The sequence below is a fragment of the Streptomyces sp. NPDC055025 genome (assembly GCF_053608565.1).
In genome coordinates, this window is record NZ_JBSGVS010000089.1 from 1 (window position 1) to 21,418 (window position 21,418).

Genomic DNA, 21,418 nt, shown 5'->3' on the forward strand with positions numbered 1-21,418 from the left:
GGGCCGCCCGTGCGGCTGCGGCGGTCCGGACGGCGCGGGCGTGTCAGCCGGCCGGCTCAGCCGTTGTACGGGGCGGTGACGTCCAGGACCCAGGTGACGCCGAAGCGGTCGGTGAGCATGCCGTACAGCGGTGCCCACTGCGCGGGCTCCAGCGGACGCACGACGGTCGAGCTCTCGGCCAGCTTGCCCCACAGGGCACTGATCTCCTCGGCGTCGTCACCGCGTACGGAGACGAAGAACGGGTTCTCGCCCTGGTTCCAGGGCAGTCGCGACGGCACGTCGTAGGCCATGACGTGGAAGCCGTTGTCGCCGGCCACCTCGCCCCACATCACCCAGTCCGCCTCGCTCTCGTTCCGCACGGCGCCCGCGTCCTTGTAGGTGACCGCGACAGTGCGTCCGCCGAAGACGGACCGGTAGAAGTCCAGCGCCTCACGTGCGGTGCCCCGGAAGTTCAGGTGAGTGGTGGTCGTGACGGACATGACCTGCTCCTTGCCTCGATGTGACGGATACGCCGCCGACTGTCCAAGTCCAAGTGGCGGCTGCCGACCAGGAGCGACGCCTCCCGAACGGCTCATACGCCACCATGGCGGAGGTAGAGGACAGGATCTGTCCTGTACTGCGGGAAGAATGGATCTCATGCAGAAGACTTCCTCCCGGCTGCTCGCGCTGCTCTCGCTGCTTCAGACGCACCGTGACTGGTCCGGCGAGGATCTCGCCGAGCGTCTCGACATCACCTCGCGCACCGTGCGGCGTGACATCGGCCGCCTACGCGAACTCGGCTACCCGGTCACGACCGTCAAGGGACCGGCCGGCGGCTACCGCCTGGAGGCCGGCACTCACATGCCACCCATGCTGTTCGACGACGGCCAGGCCGTCGCCCTGGCCGTCGCACTGCAGACCGCGGCCGCCGGCACCACCGTCGCCGAAGACGCCACCCGCGCCCTGGCCACCCTCCGCCAGGTCATCCCACCCCGCCTACGCCACCGCATCGACCTGCTGCGCGTCACCGCCGTCCCACCGCCCGCGGCCCGCGACACTCCTCGGGTCGACACCCAGGTCCTGGTGGACCTGAGCCGCGCCATCCACGCCCGCGAGGAACTGCGCTTCGACTACGCCCCGGGTCCAAGCACCCCGGCCGATGACGTCCGCCGCGTACAACCCCACCACCTGGTCACCTGGCGTCATCGCTGGTACCTCGTGGTCTGGGACCTCGACCGCGAGGACTGGCGTACCTTCCGCGTCGACCGCGTCCGGCCCCGCACACCCACCGGCCCCCGCTTCACCCCTCGTGACCTCCCCGGCGGCAATGTCTCCACCTTCGTCACCGGCCGATTCCGCGGCAACGACGGCACCGTCACCGACTGGCCCTGCCAGGGCGAAGTCATCCTCCGCCTCCCGGCCGCCGATGTCGCGCCCTTCGCCCAGGACGGAATCGTCGAGGAACTCGGCTCCCGTCACTGTCGGCTCATCCTCGGCTCCTGGTCATGGACCGGACTCGCCGCCACCATCGGCCGCTTCGACACCGATATCGAAGTCATCGGCCCACCCCAACTGGCCACCGCGTTCGGGGACCTCGCCGCCCGCTACGCCCACGCCGCCCGCACCACAGGACCGGAGACCGGCCCGGCGCGGTGAGAACAGAACCTCACCACGCCGCAGGCCGGGGTCCGGCCGCCGTACGCCGATCGGCCCCCGTAGGCCAAGCGCCCGCGCGTGAACCGGTCGTGGATGCCCCTCCCGCGGGTTTGCCCGATTCCGGCCAGACGGTGAGCGGCCGTGCACGCGGTGTTGACCGTGTGGAGGGCGGTTGCCCATCCTTGGCACGCACTGCCGCTGGTTGTCGAAGCCATGCCGACCCCCGGGAGGGGATGACCCATGCGCAAGTCACCGACGATGGCTCTCGCGGGCGCCCTGCTCGCTCTCGGCTGCTCGCTGGTCGGGACCGGCACCGCCCAGGCCGCCGGGAGCGGGCAGCCGGGCGCGGGCCCGGCGCAGGCCGCGGCCAACCGCCTGGTCTGCTACCAGGCGCACGTCGCGGGCATCGGCTGGGAGGGTGCGTACTCCTGCAACGGAGCGACGGCGGGAACCACGGGCGAGGGCAGGGCCGTCGAAGCGCTGCGATTCGTCACGGCCGGCATGTCCGGTCTGTGCGCGCGTGCGCACGTCTCCACGATCGGCTGGCAGTCCTGGATCTGCGTCGGGGACAACGCGACCCTGGAGATCGGCACCACCGGCCAGTCCCTGCCGATCGAGGCCGTCGAGTTCCAGACCCAGGGCGGAAGCGTGGCGGCCAACGCGCACCTGAGCGGCTACGGCTGGCAGGGCTGGGTGGCGGGCGGCCGCGTCACGGTCGGCACGACGGGCGCGAACCGGTCGATCGAGGCACTCATGGTCACCCCCTGACCGTCACCCCCTGACCGAGGGCGGCCCCACACCACGGCACCTACCCGAACGTCCCGCCAGTCCGGCTGGACCGACCGCGGCGAGGGGGTGTGAGGACGGGTTCGGAATCCATGAGGGGAGTGTTCAAACCTCGCGACCGCGACGCATCGGCGGATTTCATACGATCGCAACGCTGTGATCTCGACAGATACCCCCGCGCGGTGTCAGTCTCCCGCCATGCACCTCACCGCCCGAAGCTTTCTCCCCGCCGTCTTCGTCCTCGCCGTCGCCGCCACCGGGTGCGCGCCGCAGGAGACGTCGTCGTCGGACGAGTCCTCCGCCTCCACGCCCGCCTCCGCACCCTCCGGCGCGTCCTCCTGCGACGCGGCCACCCTCGCGACGGAGACGAAGGGCAAGCTGACCGTCGGAACGGACAAACCGGCCTACGCGCCCTGGTTCGAGGACGACGACCCGGCGAACGGCAAGGGATTCGAGTCCGCCGTCGCGTACTCCGTGGCCAAGGCACTCGGCTTCGGGAAGGACCAGGTCGTCTGGCAGACCGTCCCGTTCAACAACTCCTTCGCGCCGGGCGAGAAGAACTTCGACTTCGACATCAACCAGGTCTCCATCAGCGACGAGCGCAAGCGGGCCGTCGACTTCTCCTCGGGCTACTACGAGGTGCGCCAGACCGTTGTCGCGCTGAAGAAGTCCCCGTACGCCGGGGCGAAGAGCGCCGCCGACCTCAAGGGGGCCAAGCTCGGCGCCCAGGTCGGCACCACCAGCCTGGACACGATCAATGAAGTGATCAAACCGACGCAGCAGCCCGCCGTCTTCCAGAAGAACGATTTCGCCAAGTCCGCGCTGCGCAACGGCCAGGTCGACGCCATCGTCGTCGATCTGCCCACGGCCTTCTACATCACCTCGGCCGAGGTGCCGGACGCCGAGGTCGTCGGCCAGTTCGCGAACTCGGCGGGCACGGCCGAGCAGTTCGGTCTCGTCCTCGACAAGGGCAGCGCGCTCACGACCTGTGTCACCCAGGCCGTCGACGGGCTGCGCGAGGACGGCACGCTCGCCGCGCTGGAGAAGCAGTGGCTGTCCGACGCGGTGGACGCGCCGGTGCTCAAGTGACCTCGAACACCGTCCCCATCGAGAAGGGCGGCGGTGGCGCGGACGGGTACACACCGTCCGCGCGACGGCTCGAACGCGAGCGGTACAAGCGCGCCCGTGCCCGCCGCGCCACCGCCGTCGCCGCGCTCTCCACCCTGGTGACGGGCGTCGTCCTCTTCCTCGTCATCACCGGCTCGCCCGGCTGGCAGCGCACCCGCGAGACCTTCTTCAGCGCCGAGTACGCCCGGATGGCGCTGCCCCAGGTCCTCGACGGTCTGCTGCTCAATCTGCGGCTGCTGGCGGTCTGCGGGGTGGCCGTCCTCGTCCTCGGACTGCTGCTGGCCGTCGCCCGCACCCTGCGCGGCCCGGTCTTCTTCCCCATCCGGGCGCTGGCCACCGCCTACACCGACTTCTTCCGCGGACTGCCCCTGATCATCTGTCTGCTGATGGTCGTCTTCGGTGTACCCGCGCTCAGGCTCCAGGGCGTCACCACGGACCCCGTGGTGCTCGGCGGCACGGCGCTCGTGCTGACCTACTCCGCGTATGTCGCCGAGGTCTTCCGGGCGGGCATCGAGTCCGTACACCCCTCGCAGCGGGCGGCGGCCCGCTCGCTGGGGCTGTCCAGCGCCAAGACCCTGCGGTACGTGGTGCTCCCGCAGGCCGTACGGCGTGTCGTGCCGCCGCTCCTGAACGATCTGGTGTCGCTCCAGAAGGACACGGGACTGGTCTCGATCGCCGGGGCCGTCGACGCCGTCTACGCCGCCCAGATCATCGCGGGAAAGTACTTCAACTACACGCCGTACGTGGTCGCGGGCCTCGTCTTCGTCGCGCTGACGATCCCGATGACCCGCTTCACCGACTGGGTCACCGCCCGGATGGACCGCAGACGCGCACAGGGAGGAACCGTATGACCACCGCAGACGCCCCCGTGCTGCGCCTGGAGTCCGTACGCAAGACCTTCGGCCGGGACCGGGTCGTCCTGCGCGATGTCACCCTCGATGTCGCGCCGCACACCGTGACGGCGCTGATCGGCGCCTCGGGCTCCGGCAAGTCGACCCTGCTGCGGTGCGCCAATCTGCTGGAGGAGATCGACGACGGGGCGATCTTCCTCGACGGCGAGGAGATCACCGATCCACGGGCCGACCCCGACGCGGTGCGCCGCCGGATCGGGGTGGTCTTCCAGTCGTACAACCTGTTCCCGCATATGACGGTCCTGCAGAACATCACCCTCGCGCCGCGCCGGGTCCTCGGTGTCCCGCGCGAGGAGGCGGAGGAGCGGGCCGGGGAACTGCTGGACCGCCTCGGTCTCGGTGACAAGGCGCGGGAGTACCCGGACCGGCTCAGCGGCGGCCAGCAGCAGCGCGCCGCGATCGTCAGGGCCCTGGCCGTACGCCCGAGGCTGCTGCTCCTCGACGAGATCACCGCCGCGCTCGACCCGGAACTGGTCGGCGAGGTGCTCTCGGTCGTACGGGATCTCAAGGCCGACGGGATGACGATGGTGCTGGCCACCCATGAGATGGGCTTCGCCCGGGAGGTCGCCGACCAGATCTGCTTCCTCGACGCGGGGGTGGTCCTGGAGCGCGGCACACCGCGGGAGGTCTTCGGCGATCCTCGGGAGGAGCGTACGAAGCGGTTCCTGCGGCGGATCGTCGAAGCGGGCCGTCTCTGACCTGCCCCCGGACCCCGGCGTCTCATACGGGTCCAGGTCGGCGCGGCGCCGCGGAGAACTCCACGGGCAGGGAGACGGGGACCCGTGTCCAGGGGGAGGGCTGCCAGCTCACCTCCTCGGGCCGGACGGCGAGCCTCATGTCGGGCAGCAGATGCAGCGCGGTGTTCACCGCGGTACGGGTGATCAGCCGCGCCGGCACCTGCGCCGGGCACACATGAGGACCCGCGGAGAACGCGAGATGCGCGCGGTTGCCCGGCTCGCCCGCCTCGTCGGGCCGGATCGCGGGATCGTCGTTGGCGGCGGCGATCCCCAGGATCAGCACATCGCCGCGCCGGATATGACGGCCGCCCAGCTCCGTGTCGCGCAGCGCGTACCGGGCGGGCATGTTGTTCATCGGGGGATCGCGCCACAGCGCCTCGTCCAGCGCGTCGTCCACACCGAGCCGGCCGCCGTGCAGCCGGGCCGCGAACCGGGGATCGGTGAGCATCAGCCGCAGGGCGTGGGAGATCCAGGCGTTGACGCCCTCCGTGCCCGAGGAGATCATCACCACCATCGACTGAAGACGTTCCGCGTCGGTGCGGAGATTCGGATGGTGGATGATCGCGGTCGTCAGATCGTCGGCCGGATTGAGCTGCCGCTCGCACAGCGTGTCGACCAGGATCTCCTGGAAATGGCGGTTGCCGTCCTGCGAGTCGTCGGCGCTGCCGAACAGTGCCACCAGCGCGCGCCGCAGCTCCTGGCCCTCGGCGCTGTCCAGCCCGAACAGGGACGCGATGGAGAGCAGCGGCACGATCGCCGCGTACTCGCTCACCAGATCGGCCCGGCCGTGCGGGGAGAACTCCGCGATCAGCTCCGTACAGACCGACTCGACCTGACGGCGGGCCTTGCGCTGGTCGATCCGCGCGACACCGTCGTCCAGGGGCTGGCGGAGCCGGCGGTGCTCGGGGCCGTCCGCGCCGATGACATTGGCGCGCCAGGCCATCATCGGCAGCAGTCCCGACCGAGGGGAGACCACACCGTCGTTGAGATCGCGCCAGTTGCGGGCGTCGCGCGAGAAGACCTGCTCCTGACGGGTGACGGTCAGCAACTCCCGGTAGCCCATCACGAGCCAGGCGGGCACACCCGGCTCCAGCTCCACCCTGGCGACGGTGCCCCACCGCTCCCGCAGACCGCGGTAGACCTCGCGCGGTTCGGCCGCGCCCGTCGCGGACGAGAGCGGGAACAGCTCCGTACGGTCGCCGTGCGCGGGACAGCCGGGCGGCGGTGAGGGCGGCGGGACCGATGAGGCGGGTGAGGCAGGTGAGGCTGAGGAGGACGCGGCCGGGGGGAGGGAGGAGGGTGGTGAGGGCGGCGGGGAGTGGCTCATGAGGCGGGCTCCTTGGTACGCACCGTACCGGCGGCGGACACATACTCGACCAGGCTGATCAGCGCGTCCACCGACGGGGCACGCTCCCGCGCGTCGCACAGGACCACGGGCGTGTCCGGCAGCAGGTCGAGCGCGCGGCGCAGTTCCCGGGTCGCGTACTCCTCGCTGTCCGGGAACTGGTTGATCGCCACCGCGAACGGCAGCCCGCGCAGCTCCAGTTGTTCCAGTACGTCGAAGCTGTCCTCCAGCCTGCGGGTGTCGACGAGGACGAGCACCCCGAGCGCGCCCTCCGCCAGGCCCTCCCACAGATCCCAGAACCTCCGCTGTCCGGGAGTGCCGAACAGATAGAGGACCAGACGGGAGTTGAGCGTGATCCGGCCGAAGTCCATGGCGACCGTGGTGGTGGTTTTGGTGGACATCCCGGCGAGATCGTCGACGCCGACACTCGCCTCCGTCATCACCTCTTCGGTGCGCAGCGGTTCGATCTCGCTGACCGAGCCGACCAGTGTGGTCTTGCCGACGCCGAACGCGCCCACCACCAGGATCTTCACAGCCTGCTGGACAGTGTCGGGCAAATAGCGGTCAGCGGAGCCGACGGAGACCATCCAGTACCTCCTGAAGCAATTGCGGGTCGGGCCGCACGGCCTGGGGGACGCCGGAGCGCGCCGCCAGATGGCCGCTGTCGACGAGATCGGAAGCCAGCACCTTCACCAGGCTCACCGGCAGTTCGAGATGGGCGGACGCCTCCACCAGCGAGAGCAGCCGCTCACACATCCGTACAAGGGCGCGCTCCTCGCGGGTCGCGGAGACAGGCAGCTCGCACGGCGGGTCGGCCGCGATGAGCAGGGTCTCGACCCCCACGGTGTTCCGCGAGGGCCGGGAGCGTCCCTTGGTGATCACATAGGGGCGTAAGGCTCCTGAGCCGTACTCCCCCTCGTCCTCCGGACTGTTCACCGAGCCGATTCCTGTCGCGGCGGACTGCTCAGATTTCCCGCGCCGATCTTCAGTACCTGCGCCTGCATCTGCCGGGCGACCAGCTTCGGGTCCACCACCGGGCCCGTCACCACGGCGAGATGGGCGCCGCCCGCGCTGCGCATGAAGAGGAACCCCCCGTTGAACTCGACCATCTGCTGATGCACGGCTCCGCCGTCCTCGCCGAACTCCCTGCCGAGGCTGCGGGCGAGGGACTGGAGCCCCGAGCAGTTCGCCGAGAGCCGGTCCGCGGAGTTGCGGTTCATCCCCTCGGAGCTGGCCAGCAGCAGTCCGTCGGCGCTGAAGACGATCACTTCTCTCACCCCGGGCACCACGGCGACATCGGCGATCATCCACCCGCGTTGCTCCGGGTTCTCCACGTAACTCATGCTCAGTTCAGTCCTTCCGGTTCGGGTGTGGGGGAGGAGGGCCAGTCGTGGCCCTCGTTCGGGAGGGAGGAGGACGGCGCGCCGGGACGGCCGCCCTCGAAGAACTGCTCCATCCAGTCACCGGCCTGTTCCGGTGTGCCCGGCGGTGGTGTGGCGGTGGGGGCCGCCTCGGCCACGGGAGTGTATTCACCGCGCCGCGAACGGCGCTGGGGCAGCCGGCGGTCGGCCCGCGGCGGACCCCCGGGTGTCCCGGCTCCGGTCCGCGGGGCGTCCGGGACCGCGGGGCCGGGAGTCACCGGGTCAGGCTGCGCGGGGCCGGGGGTCACCGGGGCGGGAGTCACGGGGGCGGGGGTCACCGGGGTCGGGGTCGGGGGAACGGGGGTCACGGGGGCGGGGGTCACCGGGTGGGACACGGCGGACACGGGGACGGCCGGTGCGGACAGGGCGGGTGCGGGGGACGCCGGTGCGGACACGGCGGCCGAGGGCGCCCGGCGCACCGGGATACCGGCCACGGTGGTCGTGGGGGCGGGCGTGCCGGCGCCCGCCGCCTCGGGCGCCGGCGCGGGCCGGGGCACGGACCGTACGGACACGGTGGTACCCGCGGGGGCGAGCGTCTCCAGCACCTCCGAGGGCACCAGCACCACCGCGCGGACCCCGCCGTACGGGGACGGCCCCAGGTCGACATGGAAACCGTGCCGGTCGGCGAAGCGCCCCACGACCGCGAAGCCCGTCTGCGGGATCTCGCCGACCTCGCCGACCCCCAGGAGCCGCCGTCCGGAGACGATCTCGCGCGCCTCCGCGAGCCGGTACTCGTCCAGGCCGAGCCCTCCGTCGTCCACCTCGATGACCGCGCCGCGCTGCACCGTACGCACGGTCACCGGCACATTCGTCCGGGGCGGTGAGTACTCCGTGGCGTTGGCGAGCAGCTCGGCCAGCAGATGGACCAGCGGCTCGACCACCGAGGGACGCACACCGATGTCGGGGTCGCCGGTGACCTCGATACGCCGGTACGCCACGATCCGGCCGGACGCCGCCCGGACCACATCCACCAGCGCCAGCGGCTTCTGCCACTGCTGGCCCGGCCACTCGCCGCACAGCACCTTCAGGCTCTGGGCGTGCCGGGCCTGCTGGGTCGCCGCGTGGTCCACCCGCATGGTGGTCTCCAGCAGATCGGCGTCGCCGGGATAGCGGTCGGCCAGCCCCGTCACCGCGGCCTGGATCCGGTGCGCCGAGGTCTGGACGCGGCTCGCCAGCTCGACGAGCGCCAGCCGCTGCGACTCCTCACGGTGCTCGACCGAACGGGAGACCTCGGCCAGCAGCCGGTCGAACCACCGCGCCACCGGCTCCGCGGGCCGCTCGCCGCGGTGCGGCGGCTCCGGGACGTCCGTCCTGCTGAGCGCGGCGGGCAGCCGCTCCTTGACGAGATGCTCGACCTCCTTCCGTACCAGCTCCGCCTGCTGCTCCAGCCGGGAGTGCCAGTCGGCCTCGCGGCGGTCCGCGGCGGTCTCGGCGTGCTGCTGCCGGCCGCGCAGATTCACCAGGGCGGTGAGCACCAGCACGGCGACCACGCCGTACGCCAGGGCCGCGGCGATATGGACGTGTGCGAGGGAGAACACCGCCGTACCGAGCGCGGCCGCGGTGACGGCGAGCGCCGCCGGCCAGGGCCATGACGACAGGCGGGACAGGGGCGAGGGCGCGGGGGAACGTGCCATGGAGAACCTTCGAGTTGGCTGAAAAACGTGGTCCGGCTGAATTCACCCGGGGGAGGTCACGGGCGGCGAAGGCGGTGGAGGGCCGGTATGAGCGCCGGACGTACAGGCGTGGGGCGCCGGGCCCCTTCGGCCTCGGCGCGGACATACGGCTTGATCATGGGTAGAACTACCTCTTCACCGGACGCTGTTGGGGGATCGTATAACCGGCGTCCTCACTCGATGTCATATCCCGGCCACATGCGGTCACGGCCGTTACCTATTGCCGAGTGCGCCGGACACCGTCCCCGGCAGGACGGATGTCGCGTGCATGTCAATGAAGACTCCGTCTGTCCCGCGGAGCGGACGGCGGTCGCGGCACACCGTTGCGGGCGGGAAGACACCGGGGGACACCGGGGGACGGCTCGGGGCGCGCGTCGCCGCCGGCGCTCGGTACGGGCCGGACCTGCCCGTACCCCCGGACAGGTCGGCCGGACCGCTCGGACTCCATGGCGCGGGCCGGACCCCACCCGTACGGATTGCCGGTTTCGGCCCCGGGCGGACGGGGGCCTGGCCGAGGTGGCGGATTTTGACACCGCCAACCGGGGCCGCCCGCCGCCCGCCGTCCGTCGGCGCTCAGCGCCTCATACGGTCGGTCTGGCGGATCTTGTTCGTCACGTCCAGGGCGGCGACCTTGTACGACTCGGCGAGCGTCGGGTAGTTGAACACCGCGTCCACCAGGTAGTCGACCGTACCGCCGCAGCCCATCACGGCCTGGCCGATATGGATCAGCTCCGTCGCGCCCGAGCCGAAGCAGTGCACCCCCAGCAGCCGCCGGTCCTCGGGTGACACCAGCAGCTTCAGCATGCCGTGCGCGTCCCCGACGATCTGACCGCGCGCCAGTTCGCGGTAGCGCGCGACCCCGACCTCGAACGGCACCCGCGCGTCGGTCAGCTGGTCCTCCGTCCGGCCGATGAAGCTGATCTCCGGAATGGTGTAGATCCCGATCGGCTGGAGGTGGTGCATCGCGTTCACCGGTTCGCCGCAGGCGTGGTACGCGGCCACCCGTCCCTGCTCCATCGAGGTCGCGGCCAGCGCCGGGAAGCCGATGACATCGCCGACGGCGTAGATGTGCGGCACCTCGGTGCGGTAGTGCTCGTCCACCGAGATCCGGCCGCGCTTGTCGGCGGAGAGCCCCGTCCTGTCGAGGTCGAGCTCATCGGTCAGACCCTGCCGGCCCGCGGAGTACATCACGGCGTCGGCGGCTATCTTCTTGCCGCTCTCCAGGACCGTGAGCGTGCCCTGCTCATGCCGCTCGACCGCCGCGACCGTCTCACCGAAGCGGAAGGTCACCGCCAGATCGCGCAGCCGGTACTTGAGCGCCTCGACCACCTCGACATCGCAGAAGTCGAGCATTCCGTCACGCTGCTCGACCACGGTGATCTTGCTGCCGAGGGCCGCGAACATCGACGCGTACTCCATGCCGATGACACCCGCGCCGACGATCACCATGGAGCGGGGGACCTTCTCCATGTTCAGCACGCTGTCGGAGTCCAGGACCGTACGGTCGTCGAACTCCACGCTCGCCGGGCGGGCCGGGCGGGTGCCGGTGGCGATGACGATGTGCTCGGCGGTCAGCAGACGGTCCTGCCCGGAGAGGTCCCGGACGGCGACGGTGTGGTCGTCCATGAACCGCCCGGTGCCCGACAGCAGGGTCACCTGGTTCCTGGCGAGCTGGTTGCGTACGACATCGACCTCCAGGCCGACCACATGCTGGGTACGGGCGGTGAGATCCGCGACGGTGATCTCTTCCTTGAGCCGGTAGCTCTGGCCGTACAGATCCCGCTGGGTCAGCCCGGTGAGATAGAGCACCGCTTCCCGCAGTGTCTTGGAAGGGACGGTTCCGGTATGAATGGAGACGCCGCCGACCATGTCGGGCCGGTCGACGACGGCGACCCGCCGGCCGAGTTTGGCCGCTGCTATGGCGGCCTTCTGGCCGCCCGGTCCTGATCCGATGACAAGCATGTCGAAGTCGGGCACGGGAGGAGTCTGTCAGCCGAGGGTGCTTCCCGGAAGGGCGGGCCCGGCAGCCGATGCGGCGGACCGGCCCGGACAACGATCATTTACGGTGAGTTCTCGCGCGGTCGCCCGGCGGGGGCCTCCGTACCAGGGAGGATGACCACGCAGTGGTTCTGAAGACGTTCAGATGGGCTTTTCTCGTCACCGCGGCCGGTCTCGCCGCCGGGGCTCTCTACGACGGATGGGCCGCGCTCGGGCTCGTCGCGATCCTGGCCGTACTGGAGGTCTCGCTCTCCTTCGACAACGCGGTGATCAACGCCGGGATCCTGAAGCGGATGAGCGCCTTCTGGCAGACGATCTTCCTCACCGTCGGTGTGCTGATCGCGGTCTTCGGGATGCGGCTCGTCTTCCCCGTGCTGATCGTCGCGATCACCGCCAGGATCGGCCCCGTCCAGGCCGTCACACTGGCGGTCGACGACAAGGACCGCTACCAGCAGCTGGTGACCGACGCCCACCCGGCGATCGCCGCGTTCGGTGGGATCTTCCTGCTGATGATCTTCCTCAACTTCATCTTCCAGGAGCGGGAGATCACCTGGCAGACCTGGCTGGAGCGGCCCCTGGCCAAGCTCGGCAAGGTCGAGACGCTCTCGGTCTGCATCGCGCTGATCGTGCTGGTCGTCGCCGCCATGACGGTGGCCACCCATGCCCACCAGCACGGCGGAGGACACGCGGACAAGGCCCAGACGGTGCTGACCGCCGGAGTCGCCGGACTCATCACCTATCTGGTGGTCGCCGGGCTCTCCGCCTTCTTCGAGAACCGTATCGAGGAAGAGGAGGAGGAAGCCGAGGAAGCCGAGGAGAAGGCACGCGCGAGACGGGGCGGCTCGAACGGCGCGGTGGTCGCGCTCACCGGCAAGGCCGCGTTCTTCACCTTCCTCTATCTGGAGGTCATCGACGCGTCGTTCTCGTTCGACGGTGTCATCGGCGCCTTCGCCATCACCAACGACATCGTGCTGATGGCCCTCGGCCTCGGTATCGGCGCCATGTACGTCAGGTCGCTCACCGTCTATCTGGTCCGGCAGGGGACCCTCGACGACTTCGTCTTCCTGGAGCACGGCGCGCACTACGCGATCGGCGCGCTCGCCGTGATCCTCCTGGTCACCATCGAGTACCAGATCAGCGAACTCATCACCGGTCTCGTCGGTGTCGTGCTGATCGGCTGGTCCTTCTGGTCCTCGGTACGCCGCAACGCCCGTATCGCGCGGGAGGCCGCGAAGGCCCGCCCGCTGGACACCACGGGATGACGACGGGGCGGGCCGCCCGCCCGCCCGGCGGGCCGGCCGCCGCCTCCGCTCGTTCAGCCGGTGATCGTGAACAGCCCGCCGTCCGGGTCGCGGAGGGTGGCCTCCCGCCCCGGGCCCCCCGAGCCGGAGGGCGCCGGCGGAGCGACGACCACGCCCCCGGCGGCGGACGCGGCCACCACGGCGCTGTCCACGTCGGGCACCCGGAAGTACACATGCCAGCGGGGCCGGATCTGCGGGTCGGGGGCGCTCTCGACGGCTCCGCCGCGCAGCGCGGCGACCGTGTGCGTGCCGTCGCGCACCATCACCTGATGGTCCTCGTAGTGCACCTCGCAGCTCTCCCGCTCGTCCGAGCCCCAGACGAGGACCTGTCCGTAGAAGATGGCGGCGGCGAAGGCGTCCCTCGTCCGCAGCTCCAGCCGGGCGGGCCCGCTGCCCCGCCCCACGGACCAGCCCGGGATGGTCTCCCCCTCCCAGAACCCGAACACGGCGCCGTCCGGGTCGGCGGCGAGGGTGGCGCGGCCGGTGGGCATGGCGAGCGGGCCGACGGCGATGGTCGCGCCCCGCTCCCGGACGCGGGCGGCGGCCGTGTCCGCGTCGTCCACCAGGAAGTACGGGGTCCAGGCCACCGCGGCCTGGAGGCTGGTCGCGAGCGCCCCGATACCCGCGACCGCGAATCCGTCGGCGAGCGCGACGCGGAACTCGTCGCCCAGCGTCGTCGGCCGGAAGGTCCAGCCGAGCGCCCTGCCGTAGAAGTTCTGGACGCCCCGGAGATCGCGGGCCATGAGACTCACCCAGCACGGGGCCCCTAGCACCGCGTGTCGTGTCACCGGCATGGTTCTCGTCCACTCCGTTCCGTTCCGTTTCCGTTCCGCCTGGTCGGACGGGCCGGCCCCCTTCTGTCATGGTTCCCCGGGCCCCGCCGCGGCGCATTCCGGAACAGCCCGGCCACAGTGGGGACGGAACGCGCCCGGCACGGCGGGGGTCCGGCGCGCTCAGCCCATCGCGCGGTCGAGATTGATCGCCGAGCTGATCAGGGCGAGATGGGTGAACGCCTGCGGGAAGTTGCCCAGGTGCTCGCCGGTCAGCCCGATCTGCTCGGCGTAGAGACCCACATGGTTGGCGTAGGTGAACATCTTCTCCAGCGCCAGCCGTGCCTGTTCCACATCGCCGGTACGGGCGAGCGCCTCCACCCACCAGAACGAGCAGATCGAGAAGGTGCCCTCGGTACCGGTCAGCCCGTCGGGGGCCTGCTCGGGGTCGTACCGGAACACCAGGCTGTCCACCACCAGCCGCCTGCCGATGGCCTCGACGGTGGACAGGAAACGCGGGTCGACCGGCGAGACGAACTTGACCATGGGCATCAGCAGCAGCGAGGCGTCCAGGATGTCCGCGGGTTCCTGCCCGTCCTCGGCGGCGAGACGCTGGACGAAGGTACGCTCACGCGCGTTCCAGCCGCGCGCCATGATCTGGCGGTAGATCTGATCGCGGACCGACATCCAGCGGCCCAGATCCCCGGGCAGCCCGCGCTGACGGGCCATCCTGATCATACGTTCGACCGCGACCCAGCACATGAGCCGTGAGTAGGTGTGGTGCTGCTGCCCCGCCCGGGTCTCCCAGATGGACTCGTCGGTGGTGTCCCAGTGCACCATCAGCCATTCCAGGATGTCGCACAGATCGGTCCAGCTGTCGTGCGAGATGCCCACGCCGTACTTGTTGAACAGATAGATCGAGTCGATCAGTTCGCCGTAGATGTCGAGCTGGCGCTGGATACTGGCATTGTTGCCGGTACGGACCGGGCGCGAGCCCCGGTACCCGTCGAGATGCCCGAGCACCTCCTCGGGGAGGGTGTCGTGTCCGTCGATCGAGTACATGACACGCAGCGGGCCCCCGCCGCCGTCGGGCTCCGCGCCGTGCAGCCGGTCGGTCAGCCAGTCCATGAATCCCTGCGCCTCCTGGGTGAAGCCCAGCCGCAGCAGGGCGTACAGGGAGAACGCTGCGTCGCGGATCCATACGTACCGGTAGTCCCAGTTGCGCGAGCCGCCCACCTGTTCGGGCAGGGCGAGGGTCGGCGCGGCGACGATGGCACCGGACGGTTCGTGCGTCAGCAGCTTGAGGGTGAGCGCGGAGCGGTGGACCATCTCGCGCCAGCGGCCGGTGTAGGTGGACTGGCTCAGCCAGCGGCGCCAGAAGGCGACGGTGGACTCGAAGAGCGACTCGGCGGCGACCGCGTCGACCGCGCACGGATCGGGTTCGGTGGTGGAACCGTCGTATCCGCCGGCCGTCTCCAGGTCGAACAGCGCCGTCCCACCCTCGGGGAGGTCGAACTCCGCGTGGGCGTCGGTGGCGTCGAGGTCCAGCGTGATGGACGACCGCAGCCACAGTGTCAGGGAGTCGCCGACGAACCGTACGCCGTCCGGGATCCGCTCCAGCCGGTGCCGGTCGCGGCCGTAGTTGAGCCTCGGCGCGATCCGGACCCCGAGCCGCATCCGGCCGCGGACATTGACCACGCGGCGCACCAGCCGCTGCCGGTGCTGGGTGTCCCGCTCCCGCACGATCGGCATGAAGTCCTGGACCTCCACGATGCCGTCCGCCGTGAGGATCCGGGTGATCAGGATATTGGTGTCGGGGAAGTAGAACTGGTTGCGGGTGGCGGAGTCGCACACCGGCGCGATGTCCCAGAAGCCGCCCCGCTCCTTGTCGAGCAGGGACGCGAAGACACTGGGGGAGTCGAAGCGGGGGGCGCAGAACCAGTCGATGCGTCCGTCGGTCCCGACGAGCGCGGAAGTCCGCAGATCCCCGATCAGACCGTGCTCGGCGATCGGCAGATAGCCCTCGGCCGGGTCGCCCGGGGCGGCGGTGTCCTGATCATCCTGATCATCACGTTTCACCCCGCCAAGTCTCGCCCACGGGTCGCGCCCCCGCATGTCGGTCCCTGCGCGCGGAACCGGTGCGCGGTCCCTACGCGCGGAACCGGTGCGCGGCTCCGGAGAGCGGACCGGGGAAGCGGCCCCGGGCCTAGGGTCTTTCGTTTGGGTCTGGCTGGATGAGGGAGCGGGGGCTGGTGCTGTGGATCGCAAGGCGGAGGAGGGAGCCCACGCGGAGCGTAGGCGACCGACGACAACGCGGCGAGGCGCGGTGCCAGGGCACGCGAGCCCAGCAAGATCCAAACGAGAGGCCCTAGGTCAGGAAACCGGGCCGGTGGACGCGGAGGAAGTCGACCTCGTACGACATGGCCGTGGCGGACGGGTCCGGGGCGGGGTGGTAGCGGCCCGCGCAGACCGAGAGGTTCACGATCAGGGAGGCGTGCCAGCCGCGGCCCACACCCCGCCCGTCGGAGTAGGCGCGCCGGCCGTTGACCCACCAGACGACGGACCCCGACCGGAATTCGACCCGCAGATCGACCTGGGCGCCGGGCCGGATCGAGGAGTGGGTGTAGTAGCGCTGACCGCCTCTCACATGGTTGGAGAGTTCGAGCAGGTCCGGGTTGTCGGGGTGGTACTCGAAGACATCGATCTCGTTCCCGCCGTCCCGCCAGGTCCAGATCGCGGGCCAGGCTCCCGGCTCGGTGGGCAGCCGTACCCGGGTCTCCAGGATGTCGCCGGTCCGGACGGTGAAGCCCTCCGCGCTCTCCTCGGTCGTCAGCAGGCCGGTGTTCCAGTTGCCGTCGGGGCGGCGGGTCGCGCGGAAGGTGCCGGTGCGGCTGTACTCGGCGTCGGGCACGAGATGGTCGAGCTTGTTGTCGCCGGGGTTGGTCGGGCCGCCGTCCGGATAGGCCCAGGTGCGGCCCGCGACCCACTGGTCCTCGGAGGAGAAGTCGGCCGTGAAGCAGAGGGGACCGTTGCGGGGAGGCGGGCCGCCGGGAGCCGGTACGGAGGGCCTGGGCCGGGGCCTGAGCTTTTGGGTGAGCCACTCCAGAAGCGCGGACCCTCGGTGGCTCATGGCGTCCTTCTTCCCCGGAGCTGAGGCCGTCTCGGGGCGGACGGGCCCCCGGCCGCGCGCCGGGGGAGCCCGGAGACACGGACGTTCTCCATGCTAGAGAGGCGGGGCGGGCGCCGCGAGTGACGCGGCACGGGGACACGGCCGACCTTCAGTTCGGACCGTCCCTCCCAGGTGGCACCGTCCGGGCGGCGGACGGACCGTGCTCAGGCGGATGTCTGCGCGGTGCCCGCCTCCGCGCCGCCCGTACCGTTGATCTTCTCGATCGCCTGCCGGGCGTGCTCCCCCGGCGTACGCGCCGTGAGCGCCGAGACGGTGGACGGCGCGCTGACGGGCCAGTCCTGCGCGGGCTTCGCGTGGGTGGTGGAGCGGGAACGCAGCCGATGGCTCGCCGCCTCGTCCAGACCGACCGGCCGCTGCATCTGCGCGGCCAGCCGCCCGGCCTCCTGCCCGAGCGCGGCGACGTCCTCCCACGGCAGACGGACCACCAGGTGGAGTTCGGCCTCCCCGTCGGGAAGGGCCTGGAGGGAAGCGTTGACGGAGTCGTTCATGGGCTGGTCCTGTCCTCGGTCTCGGGATGGGGTCACCCCGGCGGTGAGGCCGGGCATCACACACGGGGTGCGCAGAGTGATACGGGGAACCCGCCCGTCCTGTTCATCGCACCGGGCGCCGGACTTGTCCGTACGCCGTCGGCCGTGGGCGGCTCAACCCCCGGCTGGGGACGCCGGGTTGACGTTCGGTGGCCGCCGTAGCCGCAGAAGCATCAGGGCGGACGCCACCGCCGCGAGCGCGCACCAGGTGGAGAGGAACTCCAGCCGCCACAGCAGCGCGCAGAGGAGCGCTCCGCAGGTGACGACCGCGCCCAGCAGCCGCACGGACGGATCTCCGCCGAGAAGCAGCGATCCGAGGGTGGCGACGAGATAGCCCGCGACGACCAGAGGCGCGTACGGAACGTCGACGGCGTAGCCGAGGGTGTGACCGCGGATCTCGGCGCGTACGGTCCGGGTGGCGAGGCAGTACACGAGGACCGCGGCGGTCGCCGCTCCGGCGAGCGACGGAACGGCCAGCCGGCGCCGTGCTTCCGGCGGCGCGGCGAGCAGCACGGCGAGCGGCACCCATACCGCCAGCACGGGCAGGGCGATCACGGCCCAGACCAGGGTGGCCGGCCCCGTTCCCCCACCGCTCCGCCAGACGACGGACTCGATGCCCTGATGGAGTCCGAGAAGCAGCGGCAGCGCGGCGAGCGGCAGATCGCGGACATGCCGCACCCGCGCCACACAGACCGCCCCGACCACGGTGATCCCGGTGCCCGCCACGAGATCGGCTGTCGCGCTCCAGCACATGGGACCGTCCCGGATGACTCGAAGGAATCGGAGAATCGGAGAGAATGAGGACCACTCGGAATTGACGCCTCGTCAGTTGCGCCGGTCGCGCTGCTCAGGGCAGCCGCCGCGCGTCGGTGATCCGCTCCAGGTGGTAGTAGTCGGCGACACACCCGGCCGGCCAGGTCCGTGGTCCCGGGCCGCCGAACGGTTCCCCCATCCCGCTGATCGGCAGCCGCGTGTACGGGACGATCCGCGCGCCCCGCGCCGCCTCGGTGCGCAGCCGCAGGTCCTGGCGGTCCCACCGCTCGGCCCGTACCCGTATGTCATGGCCCAACTGTCCGAGCGGGGAGGCAAGTTGGAAGCAGACAGCTCCGCAGACCGCCGCACCGGCCGCCGCCGTCAGGGCCGTCGGCCACGCCCGTCGGCCCCGGCCCTCCCGGTGCCGGCCCCGGCCCCGGCCTCCGTTCCGTGTCCGCGCCCGTGCCTGTGCCCGTGCCCGTGCCTGTCCTCGTACGCAGGCGCGTCCCAGCAGGACACCGGTGCCCGTGAGCAGCAGTACATACAGCAGGAGGTAGTCGTTCCAGGTGCGCGACGCGCCGGTCACACGGGAGCCGAACAGCGGATAGGCGATCACGGTGCAGAGGTATCCGGCGACAAGGAAGGTGAGGGTGCCCGCGAAGACCAGGAGGAGCGGCCGGCGGGGCAGCAGCGCCGGAGCGCCTCCCGCCCCGCGCCCGCCCCCCGCTCCGGCACCGGCGCAGAGACCGAGCAGCACGCCCACCGCGACCGCCCCCAGATACTGCCACGTCGTCAGGACGGTGCCGAGGATCTCCAGGAACGCGCGCAGCGACTCCAGCAGTGAGTCGGGGGCGACCGCCGAGGCGGTTCCCGCGCCGAACCGCTCGCGGCGGTTCCGCGATCCGGGGGAGGTGAGCAGGACCAGTGCGCCGGCCCCCGTACCGGTCAGGCCGGCCAGACACCAGGCGCGCGCGTACCCCCGTACCCGAGCGGTGAGGATTCCGCCGCTGAGCAGAAGAACGGCCGTGAGCACCACCAGCGCGACGGCCGACGCCTCCTCGGAGAGTGTGCCGACGAAGCATCCCGCCATGAACGCGGTGGCGACGGCGGCGGCCCTGGCCGTACGCGCGTGTGCCCACCGGAGCGGAATCGCGGCGGCGCAGGCCAGGACGGGTGCCATCGTGTGCGAGACGGAGGAGGCGGGCCAGTAGAACGTCTTGTAGGTGTTGGGGGTCGCGAGCAGGAAGACCACCGTGACCATGGACGCCACGAGCAGCGGGACGCCGCGCGGCGCCGTCCGTCCTGCCGCGCGCAGCAGCAGACCGGTCACCGCCCACAGCACACCCAGCACCACCACGGCGCTGACCGGAGCGAACCACTGGTGGCCGGTGGCCCCGGACTTGGTGGAGAGCCCCACCAGCAGACCGTTGCCCACCCGTCCGTTGTCCACGGTATAGAACTTCTCGACCAGCCCGGAAATACCGTTGTCCCGCACCGTGGGCAGAAAACACCACTCGTCAGCACTGGGCCGGACATAACCGCCGAGCCAGGAAGCCGTGCCGAGAAGGGCGAGTGGCAGTGGCAGGAGAACCATCACCCAGAATTTGATCGGTGAACGTACAAATGTTTCGCGGCCGTTGTCCGGTTCTCGGCGGGATTTCCCGCCCTGCTGTCTCGGGATGGCGACGCTCGAAGCGCCCGCGGCCATGTACACCACTGCCTTTCGCACGTGATTCGAACCGTCGTCGGCACGTGGCCGGACGAGGATGGCCGGAATCAACCCTCCGAGCGCGCCTGCCCGATGGAGGTCGCGGAGGGGCGGCCGCGTACGGACGCGCGGGATTCGTCCGTCTCCCGTACCACATAGTGCGGACGGCGCTTCGTCTCGTGATAGATCCGCCCCACGTATTCCCCGATGACGCCGAGCGTCGCGAGCTGGATTCCGCTGAGTGCCACAATGGCCGTCATCAGCGTGGTGAAACCGGGCGCGTCGACCCCGTTGAGTGCGACATTCGCGATGATCCAGAAGGCGTAGAGGAGCGCGGAGAGAAAGAGCCAGAGGCCGGTGTGGATCGCCAGACGCAGCGGTCGGCTGTTGAACGAGAGCAGTCCGTCGATACCGTAGTTCAGCAGATTCCGGCCGCCCCATTTGGATGTCCCGGCGGCCCGTCGCACATTGCGGTAGGTGAAACTCACGGTCTCGAAGCCGATCCAGGAGAAGATCCCCTTGGAGAAGCGGTTGCTCTCCGGCAGTGCCAGCACACTGTCCACCGCATGGCGGGACAGGAGTCTGAAGTCCCCTGCTCCGTCCACGACTTGGACATCCATGCAGCGGCGTACCAGCCGGTAGTAGAGACGGCTGAGCGCGGTGCGCAGGACGCCTTCGCCCGCCCGGTCGCGCTGCGCCACCACCTGGTGGTATCCGTGCCGGTGCAACTCCAGCATGCGGGGGACGAGCTCGGGGGGATGCTGGAGATCCGCGTCCATCAGAACCACGGCCTCGCCCCGGGACATACGCAGTCCGGCGAGCATGGCGGCTTCTTTGCCGAAATTGCGGCTGAACGAGGTGTAACGGACCCGTGGATCGCTTCCCGCGAGTTCACGCAGTCGCTGTTCTGTCCGGTCGCCGCTGCCGTCGTCCACATAGCAGATCTCAAACGTCTGCCCGGTCGGTTCGAGGGCGGTCACCAATGCCGTATGAAAGGTCCCGATCACCTCGCTCTCATTGAAGCACGGTACGACGATTGATACCTGAAGCATGGTCATCCCATTCCATGTCCCGTAATACGGGTGTTCGATCCGTGTCGGTCTGGATGAAATACCCACCGTCCCAGGAGTGTTGTTCGAAGCGGCTGTCCGGTAATCCGCACCATAGAATTTATCGATCTGCCTCTCAAGCGTCGCGGCGGCATGGCGTCCATCCCGCTGAGACGTTTCTTCGGGATCGGGCGACGTCCCGGACGGATGTGCTTCGTTGTCGTCCCGGGGGGTTACGTCACGCCCCGTAGGCGGTACCGTCGGACGGTCCAATGGGCTCCCGCGCCGTTGTGACCTTCGGCACAGTCGCGGCCCTGGATGCAGAGCTCGCATTTCATGGGCATGACAGCGCGATATCGCGCACGTGAGCCCTGGATGGCGTCCTTGAAAAACGTCCCTTTGCTGGCGGCTCATCGAAAATATTCCACTACCGCGCGTGATTGATGATCGACAGAGGGTCACGTGTCGCGCAGTGTGACCGTTTGA

20 protein-coding genes are annotated in these 21,418 nt (G+C 70.3%); 6 read left to right on the plus strand and 14 right to left on the minus strand.

The genetic code is table 11. The features are described from left to right. Nucleotides 1-56 precede the first annotated feature (56 nt). Complete coding sequence (locus ACWGDX_RS35825; RefSeq protein WP_453632502.1) at nucleotides 57-479, minus strand: VOC family protein; 423 nt, start codon at nucleotides 477-479, stop codon at nucleotides 57-59. A 157-nt stretch (nucleotides 480-636) separates the two neighbouring features. Here ACWGDX_RS35825 and ACWGDX_RS35830 point away from each other — a divergent pair, with 157 nt between their 5' ends. The 5 genes from ACWGDX_RS35830 to ACWGDX_RS35850 all read left to right on the plus strand — a co-directional run bounded on the left by ACWGDX_RS35830 (nucleotide 637) and on the right by ACWGDX_RS35850 (nucleotide 5,158). Beyond that, on the plus strand, nucleotides 637-1,635 hold the full coding sequence (locus ACWGDX_RS35830; protein WP_453632504.1) for a helix-turn-helix transcriptional regulator: 999 nt from the start codon (nucleotides 637-639) through the stop codon (nucleotides 1,633-1,635). 240 nt (nucleotides 1,636-1,875) lie between these two features. Beyond that, the gene (locus ACWGDX_RS35835) at nucleotides 1,876-2,403 is read left to right on the plus strand and encodes a hypothetical protein (RefSeq protein ID WP_453632506.1); all 528 of its coding nucleotides are present in this window, start codon (nucleotides 1,876-1,878) and stop codon (nucleotides 2,401-2,403) included. Nucleotides 2,404-2,619: 216 nt separating this feature from the next. After that, nucleotides 2,620-3,510, plus strand: coding sequence for an ABC transporter substrate-binding protein (locus ACWGDX_RS35840; RefSeq protein WP_453632508.1), 891 nt, complete (start codon nucleotides 2,620-2,622; stop codon nucleotides 3,508-3,510). After that, nucleotides 3,507-4,400 carry an amino acid ABC transporter permease gene (locus tag ACWGDX_RS35845; protein WP_453632510.1) on the plus strand — a complete coding sequence of 298 codons (894 nt, stop codon included), beginning with the start codon at nucleotides 3,507-3,509 and terminating at the stop codon, nucleotides 4,398-4,400. Before ACWGDX_RS35840 ends, ACWGDX_RS35845 begins: the two co-directional genes overlap by 4 nt. After that, nucleotides 4,397-5,158 (plus strand): amino acid ABC transporter ATP-binding protein, encoded by a 762-nt coding sequence (locus tag ACWGDX_RS35850; RefSeq protein ID WP_453632511.1) that lies wholly within the window; start codon nucleotides 4,397-4,399, stop codon nucleotides 5,156-5,158. The genes ACWGDX_RS35845 and ACWGDX_RS35850 overlap by 4 nt, the downstream gene beginning before the upstream one ends. Nucleotides 5,159-5,180: 22 nt before the next feature. Here the strand turns inward: ACWGDX_RS35850 and ACWGDX_RS35855 are convergent, their stop codons facing one another. The 6 genes from ACWGDX_RS35855 to sthA all read right to left on the minus strand — a co-directional run bounded on the left by ACWGDX_RS35855 (nucleotide 5,181) and on the right by sthA (nucleotide 11,613). After that, the gene (locus ACWGDX_RS35855; RefSeq protein WP_453632513.1) at nucleotides 5,181-6,524 is read right to left on the minus strand and encodes a cytochrome P450; all 1,344 of its coding nucleotides are present in this window, start codon (nucleotides 6,522-6,524) and stop codon (nucleotides 5,181-5,183) included. After that, entirely contained in the window at nucleotides 6,521-7,129 is a 609-nt protein-coding gene (locus ACWGDX_RS35860; protein WP_453632515.1) for a GTP-binding protein, read from the minus strand. The genes ACWGDX_RS35855 and ACWGDX_RS35860 overlap by 4 nt, the downstream gene beginning before the upstream one ends. After that, nucleotides 7,107-7,478 carry a DUF742 domain-containing protein gene (locus tag ACWGDX_RS35865; protein WP_453632517.1) on the minus strand — a complete coding sequence of 124 codons (372 nt, stop codon included), beginning with the start codon at nucleotides 7,476-7,478 and terminating at the stop codon, nucleotides 7,107-7,109. The genes ACWGDX_RS35860 and ACWGDX_RS35865 overlap by 23 nt, the downstream gene beginning before the upstream one ends. After that, nucleotides 7,475-7,885, minus strand: a complete 411-nt coding sequence (locus ACWGDX_RS35870; RefSeq protein ID WP_363083428.1) for a roadblock/LC7 domain-containing protein — start codon at nucleotides 7,883-7,885, stop codon at nucleotides 7,475-7,477. Before ACWGDX_RS35870 ends, ACWGDX_RS35865 begins: the two co-directional genes overlap by 4 nt. 2 nt (nucleotides 7,886-7,887) lie before the next feature. Beyond that, nucleotides 7,888-9,597: an ATP-binding protein gene (locus tag ACWGDX_RS35875; RefSeq protein ID WP_453632519.1), complete on the minus strand. Its 1,710-nt coding sequence runs from the start codon at nucleotides 9,595-9,597 to the stop codon at nucleotides 7,888-7,890. Between the two features lie 612 nt (nucleotides 9,598-10,209). Further along, the gene (gene sthA / locus ACWGDX_RS35880; RefSeq protein WP_453632521.1) at nucleotides 10,210-11,613 is read right to left on the minus strand and encodes a Si-specific NAD(P)(+) transhydrogenase; all 1,404 of its coding nucleotides are present in this window, start codon (nucleotides 11,611-11,613) and stop codon (nucleotides 10,210-10,212) included. A gap of 146 nt (nucleotides 11,614-11,759) precedes the next feature. On the opposite strand from sthA, the gene ACWGDX_RS35885 reads away from it, so the two are divergent. After that, nucleotides 11,760-12,896, plus strand: coding sequence for a DUF475 domain-containing protein (locus ACWGDX_RS35885; RefSeq protein ID WP_453632523.1), 1,137 nt, complete (start codon nucleotides 11,760-11,762; stop codon nucleotides 12,894-12,896). Between the two features lie 53 nt (nucleotides 12,897-12,949). Here the strand turns inward: ACWGDX_RS35885 and ACWGDX_RS35890 are convergent, their stop codons facing one another. From ACWGDX_RS35890 to ACWGDX_RS35920, 7 genes are all read right to left on the minus strand, one after another. Next, nucleotides 12,950-13,678 carry a VOC family protein gene (locus ACWGDX_RS35890; RefSeq protein ID WP_453632525.1) on the minus strand — a complete coding sequence of 243 codons (729 nt, stop codon included), beginning with the start codon at nucleotides 13,676-13,678 and terminating at the stop codon, nucleotides 12,950-12,952. Nucleotides 13,679-13,888: 210 nt separating this feature from the next. Further along, nucleotides 13,889-15,820, minus strand: a complete 1,932-nt coding sequence (locus ACWGDX_RS35895) for a glycoside hydrolase family 15 protein (protein WP_453632527.1) — start codon at nucleotides 15,818-15,820, stop codon at nucleotides 13,889-13,891. Between the two features lie 253 nt (nucleotides 15,821-16,073). Beyond that, nucleotides 16,074-16,835, minus strand: coding sequence for a beta-glucanase (locus ACWGDX_RS35900; protein ID WP_453632528.1), 762 nt, complete (start codon nucleotides 16,833-16,835; stop codon nucleotides 16,074-16,076). Between the two features lie 203 nt (nucleotides 16,836-17,038). Continuing rightward, nucleotides 17,039-17,383 carry a hypothetical protein gene (locus tag ACWGDX_RS35905; RefSeq protein WP_453632530.1) on the minus strand — a complete coding sequence of 115 codons (345 nt, stop codon included), beginning with the start codon at nucleotides 17,381-17,383 and terminating at the stop codon, nucleotides 17,039-17,041. A 153-nt stretch (nucleotides 17,384-17,536) separates the two neighbouring features. Further along, nucleotides 17,537-18,175 (minus strand): DUF6629 family protein, encoded by a 639-nt coding sequence (locus tag ACWGDX_RS35910; protein ID WP_453632532.1) that lies wholly within the window; start codon nucleotides 18,173-18,175, stop codon nucleotides 17,537-17,539. Nucleotides 18,176-18,269: 94 nt separating this feature from the next. Continuing rightward, nucleotides 18,270-19,769 (minus strand): DUF6056 family protein, encoded by a 1,500-nt coding sequence (locus ACWGDX_RS35915; RefSeq protein WP_453632534.1) that lies wholly within the window; start codon nucleotides 19,767-19,769, stop codon nucleotides 18,270-18,272. 182 nt (nucleotides 19,770-19,951) lie between these two features. Then, on the minus strand, nucleotides 19,952-20,935 hold the full coding sequence (locus tag ACWGDX_RS35920) for a glycosyltransferase family 2 protein (protein ID WP_453632536.1): 984 nt from the start codon (nucleotides 20,933-20,935) through the stop codon (nucleotides 19,952-19,954). Nucleotides 20,936-21,418: the final 483 nt, after the last annotated feature.